Origin of the sequence: Paenibacillus chibensis, from assembly GCF_004001045.1 — a bacterium.
Classification (GTDB): domain Bacteria; phylum Bacillota; class Bacilli; order Paenibacillales; family Paenibacillaceae; genus Paenibacillus_AQ; species Paenibacillus_AQ chibensis.
Map to the genome: position 1 here is coordinate 33,316 of NZ_BIMK01000004.1, position 18,257 is coordinate 51,572.

The window sequence follows — 18,257 nt, forward strand, 5'->3', positions numbered from 1 at the left end:
ACAATCGCGGATTTCATACGTATGAAGCTAAGGGGAAGCAAGAAGAAGGGTAGAGGAGGATTAATCCCACATGAATATAGCGTTTTTTCTGCTACCTAAACAGGAAGTCGTCACGGTGACGATGGACTCTACGCTGCGGCAGACGCTGGAGCGGATGGAATACCACAGGTACACGGCTGTACCGATTCTGAGCAAGGACGGCACGTACGCCGGAACGGTAACCGAAGGCGATCTGCTGTGGTATATGAAAAATTCGAGCGGCAGAATCAATTTTGAAAGTGCATCCAAATTTTTGCTTAAGGATGTGCCGCTGAAGGTGAATAATAAGCCGGTGTCCATCGACGCCAACATGGAAGATCTGATCAATCTGGCCAAGGTGCAGAACTTTGTACCGGTGGTGGATGATATGAATCGTTTTATCGGCATCGTGCGCAGAAGCCAGATTATCGAATATTGCGAACGTTTTGTGTCCAAAGAATCGAAGGAATCTTTGAATTCCCACTGAACAGGCCGGAAGTGTTACGTTAACCAACGCTCGAAAATGTTTGCGGTTGCCTGCGATTAATGAAGGGCCAAGAGGCATAGAATGATAAAAGACCTGCTTTTGATTTGACCGTATCTGCAGGTCTTTTTGCCGCAGGCAGAGGATGAAGGCCGGCGGGGCAGATTTTCGTGAGCGGCAGCTTTTTATGATATAATGGAGAATAAAGCTTTTTTCAGGGAGTGTGACCTTCAAACATGCCAAAAGATTTGGATGTAGCCAAGCGCGCGAAAGTCATCGAATGGCTAAAAACCGAAGTGGTTGACAACGTATCGAGGCTGTTCAAGGCATTATGGGAAGGCAGCACGACCCGCGTGGGGGATAGTCTCGCCAGCTTGATCATGAGTTCCTACATATTGGCTCGCAGGCTTGGTATGTCGTACCGTGACCTGGATGATCTTTTGATCGAGAAACTAAAGAAGCATAAACAGGAAGGCCACCAGCTTGAGGACTGGTATCAGGATATTTCCGCGCTGGAAGAACATATGCGTAAGAGGTGAAGACATTGAAAATGCGCTGGACATCAGTGGTATGGAGCATTGTGTATCTGCTTCTGCTGCTATCCTTAATTTATCCTTTATCGATCGTGACGGTATTTTTTATGATATTGCCCGCCACGATTCTTTTTGCAACCCTGAATTTCAGGGCTTTTGTGCTGCATGTGATTCCGGTATGGCTGATCGCGATGATCGTCCATCCGGTGAATCTGTTATTGGGCATCTATTTCATCATTCCGGCGATTGTGATGGGGCGTGCTTATAAGAAAAAGGCGCCCGCACTGCGCACGCTGATGGCCGGGGCAGGCACGATTTTGGCCGAAATGCTGCTTTTGCTGCTGATTGGCACCGTATTTCTCCATTTCGATCTGTCGGGTTACGTGCATGAAATCGTGAAAATGACCATGTCACCGCTGAAGGATGTGGGCGGGAACAATCCGCTCGTCAATGATATGGCGTGGACGCCGGAGGATATGCAAAAGGTAAGCGATGCCACGATGCAGATGATTCCGTTCGCCATGATTATCAGCTCGTTCATGATGGCCGTCATTACGCATTCCCTGGCGCGTCCGATTATCGAGAGCATCGGCTTCCATGTGCCTAAACTGAAGCCTGCGCGCGAGTGGATGCTGCCAAAATCGCTGATATGGTACTACCTTATCGGGGTTATCGTTGAAATATTCGCACACAATTCGAGCAATTCCTTTTGGACGATGATTGCTGCGAACCTGGTGCCGCTGCTGCATATTTGTTTTATGATTCAAGCCATTGGATTTTTCTACTACCTGGGATATACGAGAAAATGGCACCCGGTTGTACCGCTGCTGTTCGCGATTCCGATCCTGCTGTTTCCGCCGATGCGGATCATCGGAATACTGGATCTTGCATTTCCGCTGCGTCAATTTATGACTAAATCAAAACGTTAGGGTGGGTGTCATGCCTAAATTTCTACAACAGCGCTGGCACGGCTATTATACCGTCTGGGCGTTTATGCTGATGCTGCTTTTGGTCATTATTGTGATCCGGTACAATTGGCCGCTCGGAATCATAAGCCTCATTCTGGTGGCGGCGCTCTGCTACCTGTTGCTGAAGGCGGAAATGCGGTATCGCAAAAATTTGCTCGAGTATATCAACGGCTTGTCCTTTCGTGTCAAAAGGGTCGAGGGCGAAGCCATTAACACCCTGCCGTTCGGAATCGTGCTGTATGGCGAGGACAAGGCCGTTGAGTGGAATAACCGCTATGTATGCAAAATTTTCGGACAGAAGTCGCTGGTCGGCGATTCGCTTCAGGAGCTCTTCCCATCGCTGCCGGCCCTTATTAACGAGAAGCGGGATGCTCACAAAGAGGGGCACAAGGACGGACATAAGGACGGAAGTAAAATCATTCAGACGGAGATCAAAATCGGCGAGCTCTATTATCATCTGATGCTGAATACGGAAGAACGCCTGATTTATCTGTATGACGTGACCGAAATGGCCGTGCTCAAGGAAAAATACGAGGCGGAGAAGCTGGCGATCGGCATTATCATGATGGATAATCTCGACGAGGCGGCCCAGGGAATGGATGACCAGCAGCGCACGTCCCTGATCGCCAAGGTCACGACAGAAATTACCGAGTGGGCAAGACACTACGACGTTTATCTCCGCCGGCTGTCATCGGACCGGTATCTCATGATGCTGAATTACAAAGCGCTGCAGGAGCTGGAAAAGAGCCGTTTTGTCATTCTTGACGAAGTTCGCGAAATGACGGCGGAGCTCAAGGTGCCGATGACGCTGAGCATTGGACTCGGCTTCGGCCCGGAAAGCATCAGCGAGCTGGGCGAGCTGGCGCAGTCCTCGCTGGATATGGCCCTGGGCCGCGGCGGCGATCAGGCGGCCGTCAAAGCCGGACAGCGCTTGTCCTTTTACGGCGGCAAATCCAATGCGGTCGAGAAGCGTACCCGCGTGCGCGCCCGGGTTATTGCGCATGCCCTGCGCGATCTGATCCAGGAAAGCGACAAGGTGTTCATCATGGGCCACCGCTTGCCGGACATGGACGTGATTGGCGCCTCGATCGGCGTGCTGAAGGCAGCGCAAATCTATAACGTGGATGCGTATATCGTCCTGCCGGGCACGAATCCGTCGATTGAACGGATGATGGCGCAGGTACAAAAGGATGAAAAGCTGGTTGAGCGGTTCATCTCGCCGGAGCAGGCGCTCGCGATGCTGAATCCGCACAGCCTGCTGGTCGTGGTGGATACGCATAAGGCTTCGATGACGATGGAGCCGAAGCTGGTGCAGAACGCAAGCCGCATCGTCGTCGTAGACCACCACCGCCGCGGCGAGGAATTTATCAACGATGCCGTGCTGGTATACATGGAACCTTATGCCTCTTCGGCCTGCGAGCTGGTTACCGAGCTTTTGCAATATATTCATGAGAAAGTCCAGCTTACACCGATGGAGGCAACCATGCTGCTGGCGGGCATTGCCGTGGATACGAAGCATTTCGCGCTTCACACCGGCTCCCGGACATTCGAGGCGGCAGGGTTCCTGCGCCGCAGCGGAGCCGATACGATTCAAATTCAGCGGATGCTGAAAGAAGACCTGCAGGAATATCTGGCAAAGTCAGATATCATTAAGCATGCTAAAATGGTATATGATCATGTCGCTCTTGCAGTAACCGAGCCGGGAACCGTCATCCCGCAGCTGCTGATTGCTCAAGCGGCGGATACGCTGCTGAACATGACCGACGTCGTGGCGTCGTTCGTCATCAGCGAACGGCCGGATGGCCTAATCGGGATCAGTGCGCGTTCGCTGGGCCGGATGAACGTTCAGGTTGTCATGGAAAGACTCGGCGGCGGCGGACATTTAACGAATGCGGCCGTGCAGCTCAAAGGCAGCGTGGAAGAAGCCGAAGAGCAGCTGCTGGAGGTTCTTGCGCAAATTGAGGAGAAAGAGGGGTTGTTCGAATGAAAGTGATTTTTTTGAAGGATGTTAAAGGTCAAGGTAAAAAGGGACAGGTGAAAGAGGTCTCTGAAGGATACGCAAGCAATTTTCTGCTGCCGCGCGGTTTGGCTCGCCTGGCAACGGATGGAAATATGAAAACGCTGGAGAACCAAAGCGCAGCGGAGCAAAGACGCAAGGAGCAGGAAAAGGAAGAAGCGCAGCAGCTCGGTAAAAAGCTGGAGGATATGATGGTGCAGCTGAAAGCTAAAGCCGGTGAGGGCGGACGGTTGTTCGGGGCAATCACCAGCAAACAAATCGCAGAGTCGCTTGCGGAGCTGGGCGTAAAGGTCGACAAACGAAAAATCGAATTGGAAGAACCGATTCGTCACCTGGGCGTGACCCAGATGACGGTAAAGCTGCATCCTGAAGTGAAAGCAACGCTTAAGGTTCAGGTTACGGAGGAATAAGATGGGCGGAGAGCTCTTTTTCGACCGGATTCCCCCGCAGAATCTGGAGGCAGAGCAGGCGGTTCTAGGCGCGATTCTCCTCCAGAGTGAAGCGATGATCACCGCGATGGAGCGGGTGCAGCCGGAGGACTTCTACGACGCGCCGCATCAGCTGATCTATGAAGCGATGATCCAGCTCGGAGAAGAGAATCAGCCTGTCGACCTGATTACCCTGACATCACGGCTTCAAGACAAGGGCCAGCTTGAGGATGTCGGCGGCGTCAGCTATCTTGCGAAGCTGGCCCACGCCGTACCGACGGCAGCCAACGTAGAGTATTATGCCCAGATCATCGAAGAGAAATCGATGCTGCGGCGCCTGATCCGGACGGCTACGCAGATTGTCAGCGAAGGCTATACCGGCGGCGAAGATGTATCCGGCATGCTCAGCGATGCCGAACGGAGGATTCTTGAGATCTCCAATCGGCGGACCGGCAGCGGCTTCGTGGCGATCCGAGACGTGCTGATGGACGTATTCGATCGGGTTGAAATCCTGCATCAGCAAAGCGGAAGCACCACAGGGATTCCGACAGGCTTTGTGGATTTGGACAAGATGACCAACGGCTTTCAGCGTTCCGACCTGATCATCGTGGCGGCGCGGCCTTCCGTAGGTAAAACGGCGTTCGCTTTGAACATCGCCCAGAATGTGGCCGTACGGGCCAAAGAGACCGTAGCTATCTTCAGTCTGGAGATGTCCGCGCCTCAGCTGGTCAACCGGATGATCTGCGCGGAAGCCAACCTCGATGCCAACATTATGCGGACGGGTGATTTCAAGACCGATGACGATTGGGCCAAGCTGACCATGGGCATTGCCTCGCTGGCCGAATCCGAGATCTATATTGACGATACACCCGGCATTACGGTCGCGGACATCCGCGCCAAATGCCGTCGTTTGAAGAAGGAGAAAGGCCTGGGGATGATCGTAATCGACTACCTGCAGCTCATTCAGGGCCGCGGCAAAGCCGGTGAGAACCGCCAGCAGGAAGTATCCGAAATTTCGCGTACGCTGAAGCAAATTGCGCGCGAACTGAGCGTGCCGGTCATTGCGCTGTCCCAGCTCAGCCGGGGCGTGGAGCAGCGTCAGGACAAGCGTCCGATGATGTCCGACCTCCGGGAATCCGGTTCCATCGAGCAGGATGCCGATATCGTAGCCTTCCTCTACCGCGACGATTACTATAATCAGGAGACGGAGAAGAAGAATATTATCGAAATCATCATTGCCAAGCAGCGTAACGGCCCCGTGGGAACCGTCGAGCTGGTGTTTCTGAAAAACTTCAACAAATTCGTCAATTACGAAAGGGCGCATGCGGAGCCATTTGCCATGTGACCCTAGCTGTTCCAATTCCGAACAATCACACACCCTTATGTGTGATTGTTCGTTTTTTATTTGACTTTAAAAATAGGGACTGTTACACTGGAAGTGCTGCTTTGGGAATCAATTTCATAAATCATATCGAGTTTTTAAGCCGATCCAGCATGATTTCAAATATCTAAATTGAAATTTTTATGGCAGTGGCATTATGAAATTGATTATTAATGCAGGCAGTGAAACTTTGCTGCATATATGTATAGAGCTTTGAATTTTCGAGCAAAATTCATAGGAATTATTAAAATGAGGTGTGTAAAACACCAAGCGGGGGAATGAAAATGTCAACAGTAGTCGTTGTGGGAACACAATGGGGAGACGAAGGCAAAGGCAAAATCACGGACTTTCTCGCGGAGAGCGCCGATGTGGTAGCCCGTTACCAGGGCGGCAACAATGCCGGACATACCATTCTGATTGACGGTAAAAAATATAAACTTACGCTGATTCCATCCGGCGTATTTTATTCGGATAAGGTTTGCGTGATCGGTAACGGTACGGTCATTCATCCGGCTGCACTCATTGATGAAATCAACTACATTCATGATAATGGATTTACAACGAACAACTTGGTCATCAGCGATCGCGCGCATGTCATCATGCCATACCATCTGGTTCTGGACGCGCTTGAAGAAGACCGTAAAGGCGAGAACAAAATCGGTACGACTCGCAAAGGCATCGGCCCTTGCTATATGGATAAAGCAGCCCGTAACGGCATCCGGATCGTCGATCTGATGGATGCGGATGAATTCGAACAGAAGCTGCGCCCGCTCATGGAAGAGAAGAACAACTTGATCCAGCAGGTGTATGGCGGCGAGCCGCTTGATGTTGAAGAAGTGCTGAAGCAGTACCTGGAGTACGCGGAAGTGCTCCGCAAATATGTAAAAGATACTTCGGTCGTGCTGAACGAAGCGATCGACGCGGATCAAAAAGTGCTGTTCGAAGGCGCGCAAGGCGTGATGCTGGATATCGACCAAGGCACCTATCCGTACGTAACCTCCTCAAACCCGTCTGCGGGCGGCGTCTGCAACGGTTCCGGCGTAGGTCCATCGCGTATCAACCAAGTCATCGGGGTTGCGAAATCCTACACCACTCGCGTGGGTGACGGACCGTTCCCGACCGAGCTGAACAACGAAATCGGCGATTACATTCGCGAAAAAGGCCATGAGTACGGTACGGTAACCGGACGTCCTCGCCGCGTCGGCTGGTTCGACAGCGTCGTGGTACGCCATACCCGCCGCGTCAGCGGTTTGACCGGATTGTCGCTGAACTCGCTCGACGTATTGACGGGTCTGGATACGGTCAAAATTTGCACAGGCTACAAATATCGCGGCGAAGTTATTCAGCATTATCCGGCGAACTTGAAGATGCTTGGGGAATGCGAAGCCATCTATGAAGAAATGCCGGGCTGGCACGAGGATATTACGGGGGCCAAAACGCTGGAGGATTTGCCGGAAACGACGCGCAATTACGTGAAACGCGTATCCGAGCTGACTGGCATTCCGATTGCCATCTTCTCCGTCGGCCGCAACCGCAGCCAAACGAATCAGCTTCTGCCGATCTACTAATTCATATCGAAAACCGCCCACTCACCGGAAGTTCTGTTCCGGCGGGTGGGCTTTTTTTCATTTCGGGGATTAAAAGCCGCTATCATCCGTCAATACTTCTAATAATAGAGAGTTTACGGATTTTCTATCACTAGCAATCATCCAAGTAAAATGGCCGAAAGAATAGCGGGCTTCTCCTATTATCTCGCAGCGTCCATGCGGGAATAGGAGAGGTTGAGGCTTGCGTGTCCTTCGGTTCATTTTATCCAGCATGATTGGCATAAAGGAGGAAAGGCGGATGAAATGGACGGTTTGGCTGGTCAAGACGGTACTGACGGTGGTCCTGGTCTGCGGGTTGACGCTGCTGACGACCGGAGTGATAGTCAACAGCTACGTGCAGTCACTGCTATCAAGTTTTAATATAACGCTGGAGGGGCAATCCTTCAGTCTGGGAGGCATGATGAAAGGCATGCTGGGCTTGGGCGGCAGCGGCTCGGGAGATCAAGCGAAGAAGGACTCTAAGGCAGATGGCGGGACATCCGGAACGACGGCCGGGGAGCGCGAAGATTCCGGAGCGAACTCGTCAGGCGGCAGCTTGGGGTCCATGACCAGCGGCAGCGCAGATCAGACGGGGAGCGGCACGGACGCGAGCGGAGACAAGGACGTCGGAAGCACGGGAGGCGATTCGGGCTCTACGAGCGGCAGCAGCAGTACGGACAGCGGTGCGGACAGCAGCAAGACCAGCGGCGAAGATGCACCCATCGACGCGCTGCCGGTGACGGGTCAGGGTATGCTGGGCGAATCCTCCGCGGAAAACGGCTCTTCCCCGGATCATCAGGACACAATCAGCCCGGATGATGCCGCCCAGAAGAAGCAGGAGCTGACGAGCAGCGAAAAGGATCAGATTTTTAATATTCTGATGACGAAGCTGCCGCAGTCCGAATTGCAGAAAATTTCGACCGCCATGGAAGATGGCTTGACGGCGGAGGAGCTGCAAACGATGGAGGAGACCATTTCCAAGTATTTGACGACCGAGGAATTCAATGTGCTGAAGCAAATGCTGGAGCAAAAATAGAAGTAGAAGTAGAAGTAGAAGCGGGAGCCATTTCCGCAGAATATAAACGCTGATTTTACAATATGCAGCATGAACGACATGTGAATTGTTATCTTTTTTGTCACCGGGAAAACGTCTCGAATTCGATAGCATATAGCCTGAAACCCGCTTTCCGAGCGGGTTTATTTGCTAACTGCGCGGAGTTGAATTGTTAACTGACCTTGTGTTACAGTAGACAAGGGTGTAAAAAGGTATCAAAATTTTAACCTTTTTGTCTATGGATTTGTAAAGTCCATAGCCCCGAAACGCAAAGCACAAGGGAGAGTATTATGAAAGGTTTGAATGGTTTTCGCCAAACGGAAGAAACGCAGGCAGAGCAAACAGAGGCAGCGCAGGCTTCCGGGCACGAAGAACATGACGGCATGAGCACTTCTACCCTCAGCGAGCCGAAACGGCGGAGATGGAGTGCCGCCCGGAGATGGATCGTAGGCACGGCCGGAGCGGCTGTGGTGATCACGGGTCTCGTGTTCGCAGGCAATCAATATGTCGATGCCCAAACGGTCCCGTACTATCATGTATACATACATGGAGAAGAAGTCGGAACGATTGACGACCCGGATCGGATTGAACAACTATATAGCCGGAAACGGCAGGAATATCAGGACAAGTATCCGGATGTGGCGATGGAGCTGCATACGGAAGGCATTACGACGAAGCTGGAGCGTGGCTTTAAAGCCGAGCCCGACACCGAGCAGACCATGGCCAAGCTCGGCGGCATGCTGAAGGCATACGCGGAAGGCGTGGAGCTGAAAGTGGACGGCAAAGTCGTAGGCATCGTGAAGGATCAGGCTGCGATCAGCGCTGCGTTGGAGAAAGTGAAGCAGAAATATGCGCCGCAAACAGCGGCTGCCACGGGAACCAGCGGAGCGTCGGTCAAGAAGCTTGCGGCCAGCAGTACCGCCAAGCCGCAGCAAACGGCGGCCAATCCCGTCAAATCGGTTCGCATCGAAGAGGACGTGACTTCGGCTCCGGTAGAGACCGATCCGAACAAGGTACTATCGGTGGATGAAGCGGCCAAGCTGCTGATCACGGGCAAGGATGCCCCGCTGGTGTACACGGTGGAAGAAGGCGATACGATCAGCTCGATCGCCAGCCAGTTCCATCTGACCCAAAAGGAGATTTTTGCGAACAATCCGCAAATCAAGGAAAAGTACATGCAGATCGGTGACCGGCTCCAGTTAACCGTACCCAAGCCTCCGCTGACGGTGACAACGGTGGAGAAGGTATCCGAACAGGTGGCTACGGCCCCGGACATTGAAATTCGCAAGTCGAAGGATCTGCCGGCAGGCAAGAGCAAGGTGGTCCGTCCCGGCCAGGAAGGCCTCAAGGTCATGAATTATGTCGTTACGAAGCAGAACGGAAAGGTCGTCGATGAGCAGTGGGTCGGCCAGACCGTCGTCAAAGCCTCGCTCACGGAAGTCGTGCTGCAGGGGACCAAGGTGCCCGGCAAAGGCTCGGGCCGATTCGCCTGGCCGGTCAGCGGCGCCAGCATCTCCAGCTCCTACAGTTCGCGGTGGGGCCGGGCGCATAAGGGCATTGACATCGTATCGAGCAACCGGACGATTAAGGCTGCCGATGACGGCACGGTGACCTTTACCGGACAGATTAACGGCTACGGCAACGCGATCATTATCAGCCACGGCAATGGCTACGAAACGCTTTACGGGCATTTGAAGAGCATCTCGACCCATCAAGGGGCGCATGTGAACCAGGGCGACAAGATCGGCATCATGGGCAGCACCGGCCGTTCCACCGGTACCCATCTCCATTTTGAAATCCATAAGTCAGGTTCGATTCAAAACCCGATGAAATATTTGAACTAACACCAGTCATCACACGCATCAGCACTCATACACGAATATCATGGATAAGCACTGCCCCTCTTCTTGGGGGCGGTGCTTTTGTATTCCAAAAAATAGCCTGATTTAAACGGCATGAAAGCGCCCTGGCAGGATGTGACGCGAAGCCAGGTATGGTAAAATGAAAAAAGGACTGTACAAGTTCGGATGAACGGGGTGAAGAGCCGATGCAGGGAACGATTCTGGTGGTGGATGATGAACAGCCCATTGCCGATATTTTAAAATTCAATTTGGAAAAAGAGGGCTACGAGGTCATCTGCACATTTGACGGCGTCAGCGCGGTGGAGATGGCAAGTTCCATTCAGCCTGACCTGATGCTGCTTGATCTGATGCTCCCGGGCAAGGACGGCATGGACGTGTGCCGCGAGCTGCGTGCGCAGGGCCTGCATATGCCGATTATTATGCTGACCGCCAAGGATGGCGAGATCGACAAGGTGCTGGGTCTCGAGCTGGGTGCCGACGATTACGTGACGAAGCCGTTCAGCACGCGCGAGCTGCTCGCGCGGGTGAAGGCGCAGATGCGGCGGCAGACCAAGCCGGCAGGCACGGAGGCGGCAGCCGTGGCGGCACCGGAGCCGAAGCAGGGCATACAGCTCTTTGACCTTTTTATAGATACGGATATGTATATGGTGTACAAGGATGGCGAGGCGCTCGACCTGACGCACCGGGAATATGAGCTGGTGTATTATCTGGTGAAGAACGCCGGCAAAGTCATGACGCGGGAGCATTTGCTGCAGGCGGTGTGGGGCTTTGAGTATTTCGGGGACGTCCGCACGGTGGACGTGACGATCCGGAGGCTGCGGGAGAAGATTGAGGAGAACCCGAGCAAGCCGGAATACATTTTGACGCGCCGGGGTCTCGGGTACGTGATGCGCAGTCCCAAAAACGGAGGCCTGTAAATGAAGTGGATCTCCTTTTTCCGCACTATTCAGGCGAAGCTGATCATTATTTACGTCCTGCTGATTCTGATCGCTATGCAGCTGATTGGTGTTTATTTCGTGAGCGCCATGAAAAACTCGCTGACCCGAAATTTCACGCAGGACCTGCAGGAGAGAGCCGAGCTTCTGTCCGTATTGGCCGCGGAAAAACTGGAGAGCACCGCCGACACGGGTGAAAACAACGTGGAGAGCCTGGGCGCGATCGTCACGAATCTGTTCAACATGGACGGCGCGGAGATTCAGGTGCTGGATGCGAGCGGCAAGGTGCTGATTACATCCAATCAGTCGCATGCGGATTATGTGGGCCGCAAGAACACGCAGACCGTGGTCAGCCGCGCACTGCAGGGCAGCAAGGACAACGAGGAATACGTCATCGACGAAGACAACATCCGTAAGAAGGTCGTAGCCAAGCCTGTGCTCAATAAGGGCAAAATCGTCGGCGCCGTGTATATCGTCGCCTCGATGAAAGAGCTGTATACGACGATGGGGCGGGTCAACAATATTTTCATATCGGGGATCCTGCTGGCGCTGGGATTGACGGCCGTTCTCGGCGTGATTCTGGCGCATACGATCACCCATCCGATCAAGGAAATGACGAAGCATGCCACCGCGGTGGCCGAGGGGAATTTCGATCAGAAGATGCCCGTCTTCGGCAATGACGAAATCGGCCAGCTGAGCGAGGCGTTCAACTACATGACGACCCGCCTGCGGGAAGCGCTGCTCGTCAATGAAGAGGAGAAGGAGAAATTAGCTTCCATTCTCACGAATATGAGTGACGGTGTGATCGCCACCGATGAAGCGGGGCGGATCATCCTCATGAACCGGCGCGCAGGCGCGATTCTGGGCGTGGACGAGGATGAATTGTCCGGCAGCGGCATTGCCGAGGTGCTCGGACTCAGCGAAGAGCAGACGCAGACGTTCACGGAGGGCACGTATGTGACGATGCTGCTTCAGATTGGCCACGAAGCGGAGCTCTCCTATATGATCCGGGTGACGTTCACCCCGATCCACCGCCGCGAGTTCGGCATTACGGGCACGATCGCCGTGCTGCAGGATGTCACCGAGCAGGAGAAGCTGGAAGCGTCGCGGCGCGAGTTCGTGGCGAACGTGTCACATGAGCTGCGGACCCCGCTGACGACCATTAAGAGCTATACCGAGGCGTTGGATGACGGAGCGCTCGACGACCCGCCGCTGGCGTCGCGCTTCGTGGGCGTGATCCAGAACGAGACCGGGCGGATGATCCGGCTCGTGACGGATCTATTGCATCTATCGCGGCTGGATAACAAGGAAGCCCTGATCCGCAAGCAGCCATCCGATGTACTCGAAATGCTGGAGGACGTGGCGGACCGGTTCGCTTTCCAGATGCAGCAGAAGGACATCCGGAGCGAGGTCAAGGTGGAAGCCGGCCTGCGCAAGGCGCTGTGCGACCGGGATCAGATCGACCAGGTGCTGGACAACCTGGTGTCCAACGCCATGAAATATACGCAGCCCGGCGGCAGCATCGCCATGGGCGCGGCGGAGGCGCCGGGCAATCTGCTGGCGATCTCCGTGCAGGATACGGGCATCGGGATCCCGAAAAAGGATCTCGATCGCATCTTCGAGCGCTTCTACCGGGTGGACAAGGCGCGCTCGCGGAGCATGGGCGGCACCGGTCTCGGGCTGTCGATTGCCCGGGAGATCGTGCTTGCCCACGGCGGTACGATCTCCATTCAATCCGAGCTCGGGCAGGGCACCAAAGTGACGTTTACCCTGCCACTCGCGGAGGATGAGGGGGTGGCGACATGAAGGAACGGATGAAATCGCTCCTCCTGCTGCTGCTCGTCTTGGGCAGCCTGGTACAGAGCTATTACCTCATCTATCGCCTTCCGGGCAGCGATACGGCTGCCAAGGCGATGAACAACTATATCAAGACGGATAACATGGGCCCGCAGGATAAAGTGGAGAACCTGCTGTACCCGGATAAAATGCTGATTCATATGGGGGAAGGCAAGCATACCGTCTTCTATCCGAATTCCACATTCTATAAGCTTATCTATTCGCGTCTGAAAGGGCGCAGCTTCGAAGGCTTCCAGCGTCGTTCGGTAGAGAATATGGATTGGAATAAAATCCGCAACGAAAACCCGGGCATCGAGCTGACCTTCGGCTCCGGCATTCCGGTCACGCTGCTGCAGCGGGTCATGCAGATTCAGCCTGATTCGCTCTTTGAAGCCGAGCGGATCAACCGGATCTGGATTTACAGCGCGCCAAGCGACTCGAAGGCGCATGCGCTGTTCTTCAGCACCGAGGGGGATGTCGTCTACGAGGCCGGCAAAGTTGACCTGACCGTGCAGGACGTGCAGCAGCATGTGGACTTCGGCAAAAACTGGATTCCGTATGCGATGCAGGGCGACGGAGCGTATTATTTGCCGGAGAAGCCGGTGGACATGGTCGAGGCGAATCTGGAGATTGGCTGGTATACGATTGCTCAGATGCAGCAGAGCCTCTTCTTCGACCCGGGAATTACGCGTTATATCCAGGAGAAGGACGGCTCGGAAATCTATACCGACTCGAAGCGGAGCCTGCAGGTGCGGCAGGAGCAGAAGTGGATGAGCTACACGGATCCTGCGGCTCCGCCGGCCGGGGAAAGCACCGACAGCAAGGATATTTTGGCGGCCGTGGATTTCGTGAACGAGCATGGCGGCTGGAACGGCGTGTACCGTTTGGATTTGTCCGGTATCGGCGCAGAGCAGAGCCAGATCATATTCCAGCAGTATTACGGCTCGTATCCGGTTCTCGACACGATGAATTTCCATTACGGCACGATGAGGCTGGATTTGCAGCAGGGCAACGTGTCGACGTATGAACGGTCCCTGATCTATATGAAAACAGGCCAGCAAAACAAGCAGATGAAGAAGCTTTCTGCCGGAGAAGACCTCAAGGCGATGCTAACGGCTTACAGCAAGGAGTCGCCGATCGTGGACCTCTACCCGGCATATTTGCCGGAGCTGGAGTCGAAGGGGCTGAAGCTGACGCCGGTCTGGGCTGTGAAGCTGGCAAACGGACAAATCCGTACGATTCGCTAAGAATGTAAAATGTTAAGCGTAACAAGGGAAAGCTGCGGCAGCAATCGCGATTGGAGATCCAATCCGTGGATGCGGCGGTCATCGTCAAGAATAAATAAAGGAGGCGAATGAATGGATTGGGGAAGAGCCAAAAATGTGCTGATCTACGCTTTTTTGCTGCTGAATCTCGTGCTTGGCTATCAGCTGTGGGCTGATGTGCGCGAGCAGGCGGACACCAGTCTGGATTTTGCCTCCTTATCGGAGAGCACGCAGAAGGTGATGAAGGAAAAAACCATCCAGCTGCTGTGCCAGATTCCGAGCATGACGCCGCAGCTGCCCAAGATTACGTATCAATATCAGAGCGGTGAGAGCATCGGCGATCAGGTGACCCTGAAGGAACCGATCGAGAGCCAGCTCATTTTCAGGGACAAAGAATTGGTGAGCGCCTTGAAAGGGGAGATTCCGGAGATCGGAAACTACCGGTACGATCCGCTGGCGAGCGAATATATGAGCAAAAGCGAAATGGAGCGGGTCAAAGAGGCCGGCGCAGCCGGGCGCTTCGTCATGCATGCGCTGGTGGACCAGAAATGGCCGCTCTTTAACGACCAGCTGGAGCTGTATTACAGCGAGCAGCGGATCATCGCCTACCGGCAGTCCGGAATTGAGATCTCCGCTTCCGGAGATGACGAGAATCAGAAAATGATGCCGGCCAGCAATGCGCTGAAAACGCTGGTGGAGCGGCATTTGCCGCCGGGTTCCAGTATCAAGGACATCCAGCTCGGATATTACGGGCAGGTCTACAATTCGGAGAGCCAGGTTGCCGCGCCTTCGTGGCGGTTCACGCTGGAGAGCGGAGAGATGTATTACGTTCAAGGCATCAGCGGGGACGTGACGGTAAGCAGTCCGAAGACCGAGAAAGAAAGGGAGTAGGAGCAATGGGAATATCTTTTACGGTGCTGTCCAGCGGTTCGACCGGGAATGCGACCGTCGTCAGAAACGAAGAAACGACACTGATGATCGACGCGGGTCTCAGCGCCAAGCGGATTGACGAGCTGCTGAAAGAGCGGGAAGTAACCGGCGAGGAAATAGACGGCATTCTGGTTACGCACGAGCATTCGGATCATATCAAGGGTCTCGGTGCCGTTGCACGTAAATACGATCTGCCGATCTATGCCAATGAGAAAACGTGGGAAGCGATGGAGAAGTCCATCGGCAAAATTGCGGAAGAGAACCGCATCGTCATGGATAGCGGCGAAGTGCGCGACTTCGGCTCGCTGCGCGTGGAATCCTTCGGTATTTCGCATGATGCGGCAGAGCCGGTGGGCTACTGTTTCTATGACGGCAACGAAAAGCTCAGCGTCGCGACCGACCTCGGCTATATGAGCGATAAGGTCAAGCAGGCGATCAGCGACTCGAACGTGGTGGTGCTTGAAGCCAATCATGATATCGAGCTGCTGCGGATGGGCAGATACCCGTGGAACATCAAGCGCCGCATTCTCGGCGATATGGGCCACTTGTCGAATATCGACACAGGAGCAGCACTGAGCGAGCTGCTGACCGGTGATCTGAAGCGGACCTATCTGGCCCACCTCAGTCGCGACCATAACATGATGGATCTGGCGAAAATGACGGTGCGTGACAGCATGGAGGAACGCGGCTGCTTTTATAAAGACAGCGAATTTAAATTATGCGATACGTACTATGACCGCCCTACACCGTGGGATAAGGTGAGTGAACCATAAACTGGTCGAGCTCGGCCGCCTTCCTCTCCACTTCTTCCCGGGTGAGGATACCCTTGTCGATGAGCAGCTCGATGATCGTGCTGAGGGCAAGGGTATTGCGGTAATGCTCGTCCTTCAAATCCCCAAGCTTGGCCATCATCTGCACATAGTCCATACCGGACGGAAATCGCTCCATATCATTCAACCTCCTGTCATTGTTTTGAGGCATATGCCCTTCTATTATGATTTCCAAAAATAAGTAGTCAAATTCCACAACTCACCAGCATAATCTTTTAACATACATTAGGTACAGAGTCCTTCTTGTGGTACAATGGTCTGTACCGGTGCTAAACCTGAAATGCCTTGCGGCATCGGGTCTCCGGGGCATCATCCTTCCCCAAATTATGGGTGGAAAATGTGAAAAGAACTTTCTTGCCGGGCGGCTGTTTGCGTCTTGGTTTCTATTATTCTAGTCGCGGACCGCTGGAAATATTCCTGTTTTTAGTAGAATAAATGCTGTGAATTGGAAAATAGCATCATACAGGCGAAATATTCACTCTTTCTTTCATTGTGATATAGAAAAATGGGTTTTTCTGCTTAAGAGGGGCTTTTTTGTGGTGATTAAAAATAAGGGAATGCCAACGCAACCTTTAGAGGGTTCCTGCAGTTTATATAAATGAAGACTTTTGCACTACAGAAAAAACGGCGCCAAAAAGGTAATCTTTAGGTATAACCATTGTATGGAAAAGGAAGACATTTCCCTTGGACGGCTTTTCATCGGGATCAACGCCATGAGGCCGGAGGGCAAGCTTTTTGCGATACAGAAGAGGACCGGACAGGATTACATACCGAAGTGAGGTATTCGAGGCACAAGACGGCTGGTTGTTTTGGGTGCGTGACAACAAAGGGGAGAGGATCACATGGGGCTGTTTCAAGATGATTTCTATTCGACCAAGGTGACGAAGCGCAGACGCAGATTCGGTAAAGCCCGCGGAGCACAGGAAGCATGGCCGAGATCCAGGCGCAGCCGGGGGCTGTCAACGCTGCAGATCGCTACGATCAGTTCGGTCATCAGCGCGTTTGTGGCCGTTCTGTTGTTCAGCATGATTACGGGTTTGCCTTCCCCGGGGAAAGAGGCGGCTGTGGTCAGTGCCTTGAACTCCAAACAGCTGGATAGCACCGTCGACCCGTATGATCGATTGGTAACGGCTGCGGCGAAGGTGCGCCCGACGGTCGTCAGCATTGTTAATTACAAGGACGCCAAGAAGGATAAGAACAATCTGGAGGATTCGGCTCTGGGCTCCGGCGTTATTTTCAAAAAAGACCAGGGTCAGGCCTTTGTGATCACCAACAATCACGTGATTGAAGGCTCTCAGGAGCTGGAAGTGGTCACGGTGAACGGGGAAATGAAAAAAGCGAAGCTCGTGGGCGCCGACAAGGTGAACGATATCGCCGTGCTGGCCGTGAACGATAAGAACATCAACGAAGTCGCCGAAATGGGCGATTCCGACAAGCTGCGCCTTGGGGAAACAGTGTTTGCCATCGGCAATCCGCTGGGACTCGGCGACACGCTGACCTCAGGGATTGTCAGCTACACGAACCGTATCGTGCCGGTTTCGCTCAACCAGGACGGGGTGTATGACTGGGAGCAGGAGGTCATTCAGACCGACGCGGCCATCAATGAAGGCAACAGCGGCGGCGCACTCGTGGATCTGAACGGCCAAGTGATCGGCATCAACACGATGAAAATTGCGGATACCGGCGTGGAGGGACTCGGTTTTGCCATCCCGGTGGATCAGGTAATGAAGACCGTCGATGAGCTGATGGCTCACGGCAAGATTGCCCGTCCGTATATTGGCGTGTATTCGATGGATTTGGGCAATCCTTATGCTCCATTGGATGATGACCAGGTCAAGGAACTGAAGCTGCCAAGCGACGTGACTGACGGCGTCGTCGTGCTGGATGCCATCGGCCCGGCGCAGGAAGCGGGGCTGAAGCTGAATGACGTGATCGTCAAATTCAACGATGAACCGATCAAGACAACGCTGGAGATGAAAAAGTTCCTGTACGATAAGGTCAAAATCGGGGACACGCTGAAGGTGACGTTCTACCGCGACGGCAAGGAGCAGACGACGAACGTGAAGCTGGCCGAGAAGCCGGATCAATAAAAGCCTGAACGGCATGAAATGAACGGGAAAATCCTGCATT

16 protein-coding genes are annotated in these 18,257 nt (G+C 53.7%); 15 read left to right on the forward strand and 1 reads right to left on the reverse strand.

Annotated features, from left to right (window positions below):
• Nucleotides 1–70 precede the first annotated feature (70 nt).
• From PCH05_RS04020 to PCH05_RS04085, 14 genes are all read left to right on the forward strand, one after another.
• Nucleotides 71–505 (forward strand): CBS domain-containing protein, encoded by a 435-nt coding sequence (locus PCH05_RS04020; protein ID WP_127600921.1) that lies wholly within the window; start codon nucleotides 71–73, stop codon nucleotides 503–505.
• 233 nt (nucleotides 506–738) lie between these two features.
• Complete coding sequence (locus tag PCH05_RS04025; protein WP_127600923.1) at nucleotides 739–1,041, forward strand: MazG-like family protein; 303 nt, start codon at nucleotides 739–741, stop codon at nucleotides 1,039–1,041.
• 11 nt (nucleotides 1,042–1,052) lie between these two features.
• Nucleotides 1,053–1,964 carry a DUF2232 domain-containing protein gene (locus PCH05_RS04030; protein ID WP_246049350.1) on the forward strand — a complete coding sequence of 304 codons (912 nt, stop codon included), beginning with the start codon at nucleotides 1,053–1,055 and terminating at the stop codon, nucleotides 1,962–1,964.
• 10 nt (nucleotides 1,965–1,974) lie between these two features.
• Nucleotides 1,975–3,990: a DHH family phosphoesterase gene (locus PCH05_RS04035; protein ID WP_127600925.1), complete on the forward strand. Its 2,016-nt coding sequence runs from the start codon at nucleotides 1,975–1,977 to the stop codon at nucleotides 3,988–3,990.
• Nucleotides 3,987–4,430 (forward strand): 50S ribosomal protein L9, encoded by a 444-nt coding sequence (gene rplI / locus PCH05_RS04040; RefSeq protein WP_127600927.1) that lies wholly within the window; start codon nucleotides 3,987–3,989, stop codon nucleotides 4,428–4,430. Before PCH05_RS04035 ends, rplI begins: the two co-directional genes overlap by 4 nt.
• A gap of 1 nt (nucleotide 4,431) precedes the next feature.
• Nucleotides 4,432–5,793, forward strand: coding sequence for a replicative DNA helicase (gene dnaB, locus PCH05_RS04045; RefSeq protein WP_127600929.1), 1,362 nt, complete (start codon nucleotides 4,432–4,434; stop codon nucleotides 5,791–5,793).
• Nucleotides 5,794–6,113: 320 nt separating this feature from the next.
• Nucleotides 6,114–7,397, forward strand: coding sequence for an adenylosuccinate synthase (locus PCH05_RS04050; protein WP_127600931.1), 1,284 nt, complete (start codon nucleotides 6,114–6,116; stop codon nucleotides 7,395–7,397).
• 277 nt (nucleotides 7,398–7,674) lie between these two features.
• Nucleotides 7,675–8,451: a hypothetical protein gene (locus tag PCH05_RS04055; RefSeq protein ID WP_127600933.1), complete on the forward strand. Its 777-nt coding sequence runs from the start codon at nucleotides 7,675–7,677 to the stop codon at nucleotides 8,449–8,451.
• 308 nt (nucleotides 8,452–8,759) lie between these two features.
• A complete protein-coding gene (locus tag PCH05_RS04060; protein ID WP_127600935.1) occupies nucleotides 8,760–10,313 on the forward strand; it encodes a peptidoglycan DD-metalloendopeptidase family protein in 1,554 nt (517 codons plus the stop codon).
• Between the two features lie 203 nt (nucleotides 10,314–10,516).
• The gene (yycF, locus tag PCH05_RS04065) at nucleotides 10,517–11,248 is read left to right on the forward strand and encodes a response regulator YycF (protein ID WP_127600937.1); all 732 of its coding nucleotides are present in this window, start codon (nucleotides 10,517–10,519) and stop codon (nucleotides 11,246–11,248) included.
• 75 nt (nucleotides 11,249–11,323) lie between these two features.
• Nucleotides 11,324–13,072 (forward strand): cell wall metabolism sensor histidine kinase WalK, encoded by a 1,749-nt coding sequence (gene walK / locus PCH05_RS04070; protein ID WP_371860513.1) that lies wholly within the window; start codon nucleotides 11,324–11,326, stop codon nucleotides 13,070–13,072.
• Nucleotides 13,069–14,349, forward strand: a complete 1,281-nt coding sequence (locus PCH05_RS04075) for a YycH family regulatory protein (RefSeq protein ID WP_127600941.1) — start codon at nucleotides 13,069–13,071, stop codon at nucleotides 14,347–14,349. The genes walK and PCH05_RS04075 overlap by 4 nt, the downstream gene beginning before the upstream one ends.
• 111 nt (nucleotides 14,350–14,460) lie before the next feature.
• Nucleotides 14,461–15,258, forward strand: a complete 798-nt coding sequence (gene yycI / locus PCH05_RS04080) for a two-component system regulatory protein YycI (protein ID WP_127600944.1) — start codon at nucleotides 14,461–14,463, stop codon at nucleotides 15,256–15,258.
• Nucleotides 15,259–15,263: 5 nt separating this feature from the next.
• Nucleotides 15,264–16,070: an MBL fold metallo-hydrolase gene (locus PCH05_RS04085; protein WP_127600945.1), complete on the forward strand. Its 807-nt coding sequence runs from the start codon at nucleotides 15,264–15,266 to the stop codon at nucleotides 16,068–16,070.
• On the opposite strand, the gene PCH05_RS04090 is transcribed toward PCH05_RS04085, so the two are convergent.
• The gene (locus PCH05_RS04090; protein ID WP_127600947.1) at nucleotides 16,039–16,245 is read right to left on the reverse strand and encodes a hypothetical protein; all 207 of its coding nucleotides are present in this window, start codon (nucleotides 16,243–16,245) and stop codon (nucleotides 16,039–16,041) included. The genes PCH05_RS04085 and PCH05_RS04090 overlap by 32 nt on opposite strands.
• Before the next feature lie 724 nt (nucleotides 16,246–16,969).
• On the opposite strand from PCH05_RS04090, the gene PCH05_RS04095 reads away from it, so the two are divergent.
• On the forward strand, nucleotides 16,970–18,217 hold the full coding sequence (locus PCH05_RS04095) for a S1C family serine protease (protein WP_127600949.1): 1,248 nt from the start codon (nucleotides 16,970–16,972) through the stop codon (nucleotides 18,215–18,217).
• The last annotated feature ends 40 nt before the right edge of the window (nucleotides 18,218–18,257 follow it).